The organism is Kineothrix sp. MB12-C1 (genome assembly GCF_030863805.1).
Taxonomy (GTDB): Bacteria; Bacillota; Clostridia; order Lachnospirales; family Lachnospiraceae; genus Kineothrix.
The window spans coordinates 994,305-1,007,003 of the sequence record NZ_CP132957.1; the positions used below are offsets into that span (position 1 = coordinate 994,305).

Genomic DNA, 12,699 nt, shown 5'->3' on the forward strand with positions numbered 1-12,699 from the left:
ATCACGCTTTCCTGCGGTGCGGTAAAGGCAAGCGTACAGTATGGTGAAACCGCTTCACCGGAAAGTGAATCCTTATGGACAACGATGCTTGACCCGGCAGGGCATCCCTTTTGCTTTGTTATTTGGCCTTGAGATTTGAACCTCACTTCATGGTGATTGATTTATCTGTCAAATTCGTTTTCCTCCTCATCTTCCGATGCGTATACCGAAACCTTTTCCGGCTCAAAGCCCTGACCCGCAATGTTGGTGAACCACTGCGACATAAACTCCTTTAAGTCCTGTACCATAGACGGCTTTGCCTGTGCCGTTTCATAAAAAAGCCCTACATTGTCCTGTAAGAACGATGTAGGGTGAATGGACATATTCCGTTTGTCAATGGTAAAGGTGATTTCCGGGTCGCGCATGGCGTCACCGTTTTGCGTGTAATAATGTGCAATGCTGTACTCACCGTTACCGATGGCCTCCAGCACCAAATCCTCAAAACCGTCGCTTTTCAGCTTCATATAGTAAGCGTCCCCGTCAAGGATAGGGCCTGCGAATACCGCCAGCTTCTGATACAGCTTTTGCTCTAAGGTGAGCCGTGCGGATGGTGGCTGCGTCCTGACGGCCGTGCTTTCCTCGCCGTTTGGTTCCTCCTCCGGCGCCTCCGTACTATCCTCATCCGGCTCTAAAATCTCGTCGGCACTGTCCTTAAACTCCAAGGCAAGGTCAAGCTCCACCTTTTTCCTCTGGAGCTGCGCCAGCTTTTCCTCGTTAGGGAACAACTTCTGGCTTTCCAGCTTCGCCGCCTCAAGCTGCCGGTGCAAATCCGCAAGCTCACCGTGGGAAACCTCCAAATCTCCGGCAATATGCTCCGCCAGATTTTCAATACGGGTGATGTTGCCAAGGGCGGATTCACCCATATCGGTGGCATAGCCGCGCTGTCCGTCCAGGACAATCCGCACACTGCTCATCATGCCGCGCTGCAGGGAAACTGAAAAGCCCGCATAGCTGCCCATATCCAGTGTATCGCCCACTTCACGCCCCAGCTTGCGGGAGCGCACCATAAAATGCTCGGCAGCTTTGGTTCGCTCCTCATGGGTTCTTCCGTCAATTACCATCTGAAACTCAGCCGGTTTATTCTGCCGGTAGGCTTCAAGGTCGGCGGTCATTTTTACAATCTTCTTTTCCGTACTTGTGATTTCATGGGGATAACGCTTGGAAATATCGTATTGCAGGCTGTTACGCTGGCTCTGCCATGAGGATTTCAACACCGTCAGACGGCTGATTTCGTTGTCCGTTTCCATCTTTTCCTTAATCCTTGGATCAGAAACGGCAAGGGCCTTAAACTCGGCGTATTGGAGCATGGTGCTGTCCACATCCTCACAGCTTCGGAGGGTGGAACGGCCGGTCATAATCTGGCTGATATACCGCTGTTTCTGTTCTAAAATCTGCCATAGGTACGCATCAAAGGTCTGTTCCGTGATGTAATTAAAAATAGAGATTTCCGGGTTATCGTTGCCCTGACGGAGAATGCGCCCGTTGCGCTGGATCAGGTCGGAGGGACGCCACGGCACATCTAAATGATGGAGTGCGATTAACTTGTTTTGGACGTTCATGCCTGTTCCCATTTTGCCGGTGCTGCCCATGAGGATGCGTATTTCGCCGGTGCGGACCTTTTCAAATAGCTGTTCCCGCTGTACATCTGTCCGGGCGTCATGGATAAAGGTGATTTCCTCCGGCTTCACGCCCTGCGCGACCAGAACATCCTTGGTGGCTTCATAGAAATTAAAGCTGCCATCGCCCTTTGGCGTACTCATATCACAGAAGATAAGCTGGGTCAGCCGGTTTTCAGCGGTTTCATGGTAAATCTCCGCCGCTTTCCGGGCGCAGACATTGAGCTTGGTATTGGGATCGTCCGGCAATTCCGGGTCAATGGCTCTTGGGTCGGTAGACAGCAGGCGGGCTTCTAATGTGAGCTTTAGGAAATTGTCTTCAGAGCTGTCCACCTCACCGTTTCGGATTTTCTCCGCCCGTTCCGCAAGCTCCATCACGATACGCTTTTGCTCCGGTGTGATTTCCGCCTTGATGACCTGCACCGCACCGGTTTCCAGCTTCGGAGTAGGCAAATCCAGCATATCGGCGGTTTTGATGTCGGCAATCATCAGGAACATATTCATTAACTCAGGCAAATTGTGGAACTTTGCAAACCGGTTTTTCATCTGATAGCCGCTGCCCTCCGGCTTGATTTCCAGAGAGGATTCAATCACGCCGTAGGTGCTTGCCCAGCTATCAAACATCAGCAGTCCGCGTTCCTCCAGCGCTTTCGGCTGCAAGGTTTTTTGCAGAACATACAGCTCCGCCATGGTGTTGGAGATGGGCGTACCGGTAAGATACACCACACCCCGGCCGTCATTCAGCTCATTGATGTACTGGCATTTCTGGTGCATATCCATGGCGCGCTGGCTGCTGACCCCGGTGATCCCCGCCACGTTTCGCATTTTAGTGTAAGAAAAGTTGTTTTTGTAGGCATGAGCTTCATCCACAAACAGAGCATCTACGCCCAATTCCTCAAAACTGACAACATCATCTTTCTTCTCCGCCTTAAATAACCGGTCGTAGCGGAACTGGAGATTGGATTTGAAAATCTCCATCTGCTTGAGCGTCCAGTCCTTGCCTGCACGGAATTTCTGTTCTGCGATAGCATCGGTAATGGCCTCAATCTCCGCTTCCATAGCGGCAAGCTGCCGTTCTCTGGATAAACCGATCAGTTCAAAGCTGCTATGCCCCATAATAACGGCATCGTATTCCCCGGTGGCAATCCGGCTGACAAAACGGCGGCGGTTCTTTTTCTCGAAATCCTTTTTCTCCGCCACCAGAATATTGGCGTTGGGGTACATCTTCATGTAATGGGTCGCCCATTCGCCAACGAGATGATTCGGCACTGCATACAGGGGCTTATGAATCGCCCCCAGCCGTTTCATTTCATAACCCAACCCGATGGCGGCATAGGTTTTCCCGGCTCCTACCTCGTGCGCCATCAGCAGATTGCCGTCCCCGTAAAGGCCGTGGGCAATGACATCCCGCTGGTGCTTGCGCAGGGTAATCCCCTCGGCCATATCCGGCAGAAGCAAATCATCGCCATTGTATTCACGGGGCCTGATGTTATTAAAACGGTCATTATAGAGCTTGGTCAGACTTGCGCCGCGCTCCGGGTCGGCAAACAGCCAGCTTTCAAAGGCCATTTTGATTTCGGCCTGTTTTTCACGGGCCAGTATGGTTTCCTTTTTATTGAGAACATATTTGGTCTTTTCCTCGCCAGTATCCGGGTCAATGTAGTCTACCGGGTCTTTGACCTCCACCGGGCGCAGATTCAGGGTGGTTTCCAGTATGTCATAGGCGTTCATGCGGTCTGTTCCGTAGGACTGGTTGACCGTGACAGAGGTGCGTTCTGCACTTTTATTGTTGATATGATAAGCGCCGCTGTAACGGGAAAATTCAAGAAAAATACCAAACCGCCCCGCTTGATTGCCCGGTGCGGTCTGGAAGGTATCGTACATAAACTGCTGATAAATCTCCGGGGGAATCCATGTAGAACCCAGCGTGAAGCTGATGTCCTGCGGGGTCAGGGGTACGGGCTGTACCAGCTTGAGGGCTTCCACGTTGCGCCTGAACCGTTCCGGTTTTTCCTCCGCCTTTAAGATGGCAGATGTCAGCTTATCTCTTACATAACCGCTTAAATACTCATCAGCGGTTTTCCAGCCGGTATGCGGATTGTCGGTGTAATCCTCCGGGTCTTGGTAAATCCTATCGCCCAGCTCCTCTATGATTTCGTCTGGAGTCGCTTTGCGGTGATCGGGACGCTGATAGAGCCAGGACATATAGGCAAGGTCTAATTTGCCTTTGACATTAAGGGAAACCATCAGGGCTTCTTCTGCGGAATGCACCGTTTTCGGCATAACCTTGGGCTTGATGGTGGCTTTATAAAAGATAGCCGTCTTTTCCCATACGTCCTTTTGGTCTTTCTGCTCCGCTTCAATGGATCGGAGCAGCGGCGCATTGGAATCCCTCGAAAACGCCATGACGTTGGCGTAGGAATTGAGATACCCCTGCTTTTTTACAAAGGCATCATAAACATGGTTTAGATGGGCGATATGCTCCTGAAGCTGCTTTTCGTATTCCATAGTGGGCAGCTCATGGAGATCGGCATATTCGCTGTTCTGAAAATCAATCAGACTGCGGATGGCTGCCGTAACCTCCAGCATACCCCGGATACGCTCGGCTTTCCGTCCGGTGATATTCTGTTTGTACATTCTGGAATTTTCCCGGTAATACAGTTCACTATCCACCAGCCCATAGCTGAAATTGCGCACGTTAGGGTCGGCAGGGATAGACTCCGGCAGCATTTCTTTTTCGTCCTCGTATTCCGAGGTGGCTTCGATGTACTCGCCGTCCAGATAGGAAATGGCGCGTTCCAGCCGTTCGTTCAAGTCCTCTCCGGGGATAGGGTGGCAGGCGGTGGTCTTTTCGTTGCCGAACATGGACTCGTCAAATACCATTTCACCCAGCACCATTTCCGGGTGGTCAATAAAATAGCTGTTCATAGGGATGCCGTCTGCATTTTGCTCCACAGAAAGCCACGGGCTGTTTTCTTCGTCCGGCACAATTTCTCGTTCCCGCTTTTTGAGGAACAAAATATCCGTGGTGGCTTCCGTTCCGGCGACCTGCTTAAAAGCGTTATTCGGCAGGCGGATTGCGCCAAGCAGCTCTGCTTTTCCTCCGATGTATTTGCGCATCTTTGAGTTGGCTTTATCCATGGTGAATTTGGAGGTAATCAGCGCCAGCATACCGCCCGGACGAACCTTATCCAGCGACTTGGCAATAAAATAATCATGGATGGGGAGGTTATATTTGTTGTAGCGCGGATCATCCACCTTAATGGAGTTGAACGGCACGTTGCCCACCATGACATCAAAGAAATGGTCGGAAAAAGCCGTCTGTTCAAAGCCTGTCACCTGAATATCCGCGTCGGGGTAAAGGTGCTTGGCGATATGGCCGGGGACGGGGTCGATTTCACAGCCGTAGAGCTTAGAACCGCCCATACTGTCCGGCAGCACGGAGAAAAAGTTTCCTGTACCAAGGGCGGGGTCTAAGATGTTCCCACCCCGAAAGCCCATGTTCTCCAAACCCTTATAAATGTGGCTGATAACGCCCTGCTCTGTGTAATAGGAGGTCAGGGTGCTTTTCTGCGCCGCCTGAAATTCCTCATCGGTCAACAGCCCTTTGATTTCCGCGTATTCCTTTTCCCAACCGCTTTTATCCGGTGTCAGGGCATTGGCAAGACCGCCCCAGCCTACAAACCGAGCAAGGGTAATCCGTTCCTCGGCGGTAGCCAGGCGCCCCTGCGCCTGCAATTCTTTCAGCAGACGGATGGCCTCAATATTGTTTCTGCACTTAGTTTTCGGGCCGCCGTCATACAGGTGGTGGTCAGGGGAATAGCGGTAATTGAAGCCCTCGCCCCATGCACGGGCATGGAAATCATCCTTAACAGCGTGGTTGTATTCCTCATTGGACTGATTGACAAGGGCTACGCCTTGGATTGCCGCCTTGATTTCTTCACTGTCATTGCCGCTTTGTACCGCCTCCACCACCATAGAAGCAAGCTCACCTTGGGTATAATGGTCTTTCAGGGGCTTACAGTCCGCAAGCTCGGAGAGCGGCACACGCTCCGTAATTTTCAGGCTGTTCAGGTTTTTAAGCTGAGAAATATCACCGATTTCAACCGTGCGGCCGTCATGCAGGAATTTGACAATCTCAACTACCCGGTCATGGTAGTAAATACGGTCGCCCTCCGCAAACGGCAGGGACTGCGGCTCGTCGGAATTTCCGTCAATTACACTATCATTGTTATCGTCCGTGCTATCTTCGTAGCTGTCCTGTGCAACGGGAGTCATATCGAATAATGTAAGCTGCCGGTCAGGAGCCTCCTGCGCCGATTCAGGGGCAGGAATATAGAGGGGTTTACCCTGTGCCTCCAGTTCCGCCTTATCTTCCTCGGTCAAATACTGATCCTGCCGAACCAGCTCCATAATTCGAGTTTCTGCTCTGTCCCAAGTCCAATTCTCGTTAATTTCCACTCCGTCATGCTGATAGTCAATGGAAATCACTTTTCCATCATAATTGAGCCGCTTATGGCCGCCATTTTCCAGACCGCCGGAGTAGCCGCCGGTGCCATGCTCTTTTTTCAATACAGCAACACGGTCTTTCTTGCCCGGAAAAGATACCATTGCCTGATAAATCCGCTGCTTGCCACCTACAAAACCGGCACTGCTTCTCAGGATGTCATCAATGATTTCCTGTTTGGAGGGAGGTGCAGGCGTATTGGGATTTACATAGAGGTTGTCTGCTATGAGCAGTGCAATATTGGCGGCAACCTGTTCCCATGTCAGGTGAATTTTAACGCTTTCCTCCGATTCAAGGATATGAAGATGCAGACCGTCATCATAAGTCCTCGCTTTTATCAGAATCCCATCCAGTTCAATTTCCCGTCTGCCACCACCGTAAGTTCTACGAACAAAATCAGCTCTCAGGTCAGTATCCTGCTCCCCCTCAAAGTAATGCTGAATGGTTTGTTGGAGATACAGTGACTTGGACTGATCCCGCAAGAAGGAATGGATATACCGGCTGTCGGCAGTTTCCGAGGATTCAAACTCCATTTCCGGCTCATCTTCATCCGCCGCGCCCTGCATCTCGCCCATTTCATCCGGTATGGAGAAATCGTCAAGCATGCTGTCGGCGGAGCTGTACGGGTAAGCACCCATCAAAATGAGTTGATCAATGCGGTTTGTAAGCTCTGCATAGCTGGCAGCAAACTGCTGTCCCTCTGTTTCAAAGATCAGACCTTCGCTGTCGGCACGGATATTCAGGATGTAGTCGCCGGTTTTGGTCATGTACTCCGTATCCAGCTTGCCGTAAAAGGCTTTCAGAATTTTTGCCTTGGTGGTCTGCTTATGACCGCCCTCAAAGAATTTGTAAATCTCCGATACCCATTCCCGCGTATCAGGTGTCAGGTCATCGGCGCAAAGCACCACATCAATGAGGTCGGAGATTTCTTCCTCATCCAACGGCTGGACCGTTTCGGATGGTATCGAAGCCGAAGCCTCCGGCTCTGATTTCGGCGGGACAGCAAAAAAGCCGCCCACAGACGGCTGTTTACCATCTGTGGGCGGCTCTGCGGTTTGTGTTATCGGGGTTGCAGTACCAATTCGCTGATTACGATTTCCTCCGCTGTGGAGGTTATCATGCTCATGTGACCGGCTCTCTCCAGCGTATCCTCGGTGTCCGGCATCGGCTGGACCGTGAGAAGCTCCTGTATCAGACGCTCTTTGCGGTTCTCGGCTTCCTCGTCCACTTTCAGAATCATTTCGTTGATTTTGCCCTGTGCCACCAGCTCCGACAGGCGGTGCGGGTGATTCTCCAGCATGAAGTTCTTCCACAGGCTCCCGAATCTGCCTACCGGCGTCCGGTCGGTTTCCGCGTTCTTCGAGATTTGCAGTTCGGGGTACATCAGGCCGTCCTCGCCCTGCCGGTAACTGAGGTTCATTAACGGTTCGGTTCTCATAAATTTGGCTCCTTTCGCTTTTGATCTGCTGAATTTCCTGATAAACTTCTTTCAGGATGGGTCTGGCAAGGGAAACCGTACAGCTTCCCATTGCCATAAATAGCTCCAAGCTGTTAAAGTGACTGATATTCTCAAAGGCATTCCGCTCAAACAGCTCTGCGGAAAGCCCGCATTTTTGAAACACGGTGTAGGCGACGCTGTCGGTGACAAGCTCAGTAAATTCCACTTTCACCGCTTCGATGGGCGCATCGTAAAGCACACTGCTTTCGTCGCATACCTTGAAGTTTTCCATGTACTTCGGTAAAAACTGCCGCGCTCTCTGCTGTACCAGTTTATACAGGCACAGCTCTATGCCGGAGGTAGGGGTATGGTACTTTTCATGGAATTTAACCAGCAGGCTGGGCTTGTACTGATCCTCCAGCTCCCACAGATAGCTTAAAACCCGTTTGAAGCTCTGTTCGTCACCATTGGTATCCATAATATCAAACAAATGCTTTAAGCTGGCGGTGGGGTTTGCCATGTCAATGACCGCAATACCCTTTGCCCCTCTGTTAATGCTGCGGTTAATCCGCCTGTCATGCCACTCGTCAAAGGTGGCAAGCTGAGTGGCGTCGGGGCGCTGGGCGTAAATCAGAACGGCGTTGTCAAAAGATCGCTTATAGTACCTTGCCGCACAGGACAGCAGACCTTTCCACTCCGCAGGGCTTTTCGTATATTCCTGTACCGACTTTTTATATAGGTCGGCCAGAATGGTTACCTTGCTCAAGTCATTACCACCTCCTGATTCTGTTGTTCAAAGTATAAAGCCAGTGCCTTATCAATGGTTTCCTCAATTTCCTTTTGGGTCTGCTGTGGAGTAAAATACTTGGAAATCACGGCAGGCTTGATTTTAACGGGCTGCGGCTTACTGCTTTTGGGTTTGCGGGTTTTCTCGCCGGAGAGGATTTGCAAAATAGCGGTATCGCTCAGTTTTCCGGTTTCGTAGTAGCTATGGAACAGCTCCGCTTTTTTCATGTCCACCTTATAGCTGTCGGACTCCATGAGGTCGGCAATCTGCTGTTGCTTTTCCGTATCCTCTACAAAGGAGAGATCATAGGCGGCAAGGAAAGCAATTTCTTCGGTATCAACCCGTGAAATCAGAGGGTCAATTAAGTTTGAAATACGGATGTATTTTGCTACCTTATCCCGTGAAAGGCCATAATCCTGACCAAGTTTTTCTCTGCTTTTCAACTTGTGCTGAGGTTCAGCCAAAGTTTCATTTTCGCTGGTATCATGCGGGTTTAAGAGCATTTCAATCTCTGCTAAAAGGTCATTTCGCTTACCCTGACACTTCATAGCTTCATAATGCTGGGCAAGGCAGTAGGCACGTTCCGAATGGCTCATGTCAGAGAAAGAGCGCTGGCGAAGATTGGTTTCCGTAACGATTAAAACGGCGTCCTCATGGGTGAGGTTTTCACGGATGATAACGGGGCCATGGGTCAGTCCCGCAAGCTGGGCGGCATTTTTACGGTTGTGTCCGCTGAGAATGATATACCGCCCGTCCTCGGTATGCCAAAGGATTATCGGGAGCAGGATGCCAAATTGCCGGATGCTTTCCACCATATCATCAAGCTGCTGACCCTCATAGAGCTTGAACCTGTGATTTGGAAAGGACTCCATAATACTGAAATCCATTTCCGTGATACCGCCCTGCACAGGAGCAGGGGCGGTATCACTTTCACTGGTAATTCCTTGCTGCGGTTCAATGCTCAACATTTCTTGAAAATCCACAAAACGGGCTTTCGGTTTTGGTGTAGCCATGATTATACGCTCCTTTCCGCAGTTTTGCCCTGCTCCTTGGACAGAAGTTCGTCCACGAATTGCTCATAGGCGATTGCAGCAGGATTTTCCGGCACAAATTCACAGATGGTCTGATGGTACAGCACGGCTTCCGCCACCTTAATGGAACGGGGAATGCGGGTTTTGAAAATAGGAACCTTATCAGCGAAGCCCTGCTGAATCATATCGTTTACCTGTGCGGAAAGAATGGTATTAGCGGAATCCATGGTAATCAGGATACCCTCAATACGCAGGCGGTGATTGCTGTTTTTCTGAATGAGCTGATAATGTTTCAGCAATTCCGCAAGCCCCTGCGCAGACAAAAGTTCCGCCTGCGTCGGGATGATAAGGCTGTCGGCACACATCATCACGTTAATCATTGGCGTACCCATTTGGGGCATACAGTCGATGATGATGTAGTCATAGTCATCCTTGATGGTATCAACATATCGTGTCAGGATATGTTCACGGAAATCCACATTGCAGAGATTTCGCTCAAGGGTAAAAAGCTGCGTGTTGGAGGGAATCAAGTCAACCCCGCACTTAGTTTTGAATATGTAGCTGTCAGGCGCGGGCAATGGCTCGTCCTCAACCAGCCTGCGTATCAGGGTGTTAATTGTCACCTCCAGCTTATTGGTGTTCTTCACACCGGAAATAATGCTTGAGTGTCCCTGACCGTCAAAGTCAATCAGGGCGGTACGGTGTCCTCTCTTGGACAGGAGATAGGCAAGCGTGGTTGCCGTGGCTGTTTTTCCCACGCCACCCTTTTCATTGATAATCGCAATAATTTTTGCCATCGGCGCACTCCTTTCTTGGGTAAATGATTTGGGTAAGGGGTAAATAGGGTAAAAAAATTGGACTAAGATTAGCGAAAAACCCTTTGATATAGCGGTTTTCACTTACTTAGTCCAATTATAACAGAGTCACCTGTTGCTCCTGTTGCTCCCGCTGGACCTTCCGGGCCTGCTGGACCTATCGGACCCTGAGGGCCTTCCGGACCTATCGGACCTTGAGGACCGGTTGCTCCCGTTGCTCCCGCCGGACCCTGAGGACCTTCCGGACCTATCGGACCTTGAGGACCGGTTGCTCCTGTAGGACCCTGAGGACCTTCTGGACCTATCGGACCTTGAGGACCGGTTGCTCCCGTTGCTCCCGCCGGACCCTGGGGGCCTTCCGGACCTTCCGGGCCTGCTGGACCGGTTGCTCCTGTTGCTCCCGCCGGACCCTGGGGACCTTCCGGACCTATCGGACCTTGAGGACCGGTTGCTCCTGTTGCTCCCGCCGGACCCTGAGGACCTTCTGGACCTATCGGACCTTGAGGGCCGGTCGCTCCTGTAGGACCCTGAGGACCTTCTGGACCTATCGGACCTTGAGGGCCGGTCGCTCCTGTAGGACCCTGAGGACCTTCTGGACCGGGAGGACCTTCCGGACCGGGAGGGCCAGGAGGGCCTTCCATAGTAGACGCGGCAAGGGCACTTTCCATCTTTGCTTTCAAAAGAAGCTGGTTTTGCATGGTTCCATCCAAAATATCACGTACATTCCTATTTACCTCAAGAATTTCTTCAATGGTAGCATCGGAACCGGTCATTCCTGGAAGTGTTCCAAGTGCATATTGAATTTTCTCTCCTTCAGCATTTATGATATGACTCAGTCCCAACTCTTCCATGGCAATGGAAGTCAAGATATAATTTACCGCTTCATCGCGGCTGATGGGAGTTGTTAACTCCGGAAATCTTGGTAATGACATGTTTTTTCTCCTTATTGTACTGTTGTTATTTTATCTTCAATAATATTCTATGTACGACAAAGAGATCGGTTCCCTATTTATGACATATCTTGTCGTATTTTGTCATAAGTTTAAATGACACGCTATTTGGTATTTCTTCACCTGATTATGTGAAATATAATAAACTATAGCGGAAAAGGAAAGGGATGCCTCCTCCTATGAGTCTAGAAAACATAGTTTAGGAAAAGATAGGCAGAAGATATCCTCCGCCTATCTTTTCTTTAAAACTGATTGATTATAACAGTTCAGTCCCCTCACTGTTACAAAAGCAAAGATTGCTTTGTGAAAATTCATCAAAATCACCTTCAGTGATGGGATTTTCACTCGCGCTTCTACGCCTTCTTACGGTCAGCGCAGTAAATGCGCAGACCTGCTGAATAGTTGCGTTTGATTATCTATTTGTTTAATTCAGCTTTATAATCGTAAGCGAAGCGCCTTGCCCGAGAGTTGCAATATCCCCTGATCCACCAAATAATATAAGCGAAATGACGGCATTGGCCAGCAATTGTATAAGGCAAGTCAAAGAGGCAGAAAGAAGATTCTCGCCTGTCACAGAATCTGTAATAGATGGTAGATAAACTGTGGGCGTGGGCAGCGCTCCGGCAGATATAGCAACGCCAATCGGCGGGTTATCAACCGTTACATCAACCGTGTAAGCAACTAGATAGGTTCCAGCGTCAGTTACCTGGAATTGCGTGTTTCCTGCAATCGGGGTAATACCAAGAGAACTGACCTCGGTATCGAGGTCTATAGGTGTTCCCCCATTAATCAATAGATCTAGTGTATAGGTTCCCGCATCTTGAAAGGCAAAAAAAGCGGTTTGCGTTGGAGTGGGGCCTTCTGGGCCTTGAGGGCCTTCTGGACCTTCCGGACCTGTTGCTCCTATCGGGCCCTGAGGACCTTCCGGACCTTCCGGACCTGTTGCTCCTATCGGACCCTGGGGACCTTCCGGGCCTTCCGGACCTGTTGCTCCTATCGGACCCTGAGGACCTTCTGGACCTTCCGGACCTGTTGCTCCTATCGGACCCTGGGGACCTTCCGGACCTGTTGCTCCTATCGGGCCCTGAGGACCTTCTGGACCCTGAGGGCCTGTTGATCCTTCCGGACCCTGAGGACCTTCTGGACCCTGAGGGCCTTCCGGACCGGGAGGACCAGGAGGGCCTTCCATAGTGGATGCGGAAAGGGCACGTTCCATCTTTGCCTTCAAAAGAAGCTGGTTCTGCATGGTTCCATCCAAAATATCACGTACATTCCTGTTTACCTCTAGAATTTCTTCAATGGTTGCATCGGAACCGTCCATACCTGGAAGTGTTCCAAGTGCATACTGAATTTTTTCTCCTTCGGTATTTATAATATGGCTCAGTCCCAATTCCTCCATGGCAATGGAGGTCAAGATAAGATTTACTGCTTCATCGCGGCTGATGGAAGTTGTTAACTCCGGAAATCTTGGTAATGACATGTTTTTTCTCCTTATCGTACTGTTATTATTTTATCT

General features: G+C 50.4%; 5 protein-coding genes. All 5 read right to left on the reverse strand.

All coding sequences use genetic code 11. From position 1 onward, the window contains the following. Positions 1 to 161: 161 nt before the first annotated feature. Positions 162 to 8,366 carry a DUF6908 domain-containing protein gene (locus RBB56_RS04690; protein ID WP_306721238.1) on the reverse strand — a complete coding sequence of 2,735 codons (8,205 nt, stop codon included), beginning with the start codon at positions 8,364 to 8,366 and terminating at the stop codon, positions 162 to 164. Beyond that, positions 8,363 to 9,400, reverse strand: a complete 1,038-nt coding sequence (locus RBB56_RS04695; RefSeq protein WP_306721239.1) for a ParB N-terminal domain-containing protein — start codon at positions 9,398 to 9,400, stop codon at positions 8,363 to 8,365. Before RBB56_RS04695 ends, RBB56_RS04690 begins: the two co-directional genes overlap by 4 nt. A 2-nt stretch (positions 9,401 to 9,402) precedes the next feature. Then, entirely contained in the window at positions 9,403 to 10,215 is an 813-nt protein-coding gene (locus tag RBB56_RS04700; protein ID WP_306721240.1) for a ParA family protein, read from the reverse strand. 98 nt (positions 10,216 to 10,313) lie between these two features. Next, positions 10,314 to 11,165: a hypothetical protein gene (locus tag RBB56_RS04705; RefSeq protein WP_306721241.1), complete on the reverse strand. Its 852-nt coding sequence runs from the start codon at positions 11,163 to 11,165 to the stop codon at positions 10,314 to 10,316. A gap of 442 nt (positions 11,166 to 11,607) precedes the next feature. Continuing rightward, positions 11,608 to 12,663, reverse strand: coding sequence for a BclA C-terminal domain-containing protein (locus RBB56_RS04710; protein ID WP_331526554.1), 1,056 nt, complete (start codon positions 12,661 to 12,663; stop codon positions 11,608 to 11,610). Positions 12,664 to 12,699: the final 36 nt, after the last annotated feature.

Bases quoted from the DNA above. Each gene is read 5' to 3' on its own strand.
- RBB56_RS04695 (WP_306721239.1), bottom strand. From the start codon at position 9,400: ATGGCTACACCAAAACCGAAAGCCCGTTTTGTGGATTTTCAAGAAATG.
- RBB56_RS04700 (WP_306721240.1), bottom strand. From the start codon at position 10,215: ATGGCAAAAATTATTGCGATTATCAATGAAAAGGGTGGCGTGGGAAAA.
- RBB56_RS04705 (WP_306721241.1), bottom strand. From the start codon at position 11,165: ATGTCATTACCAAGATTTCCGGAGTTAACAACTCCCATCAGCCGCGAT.
- RBB56_RS04710 (WP_331526554.1), bottom strand. From the start codon at position 12,663: ATGTCATTACCAAGATTTCCGGAGTTAACAACTTCCATCAGCCGCGAT.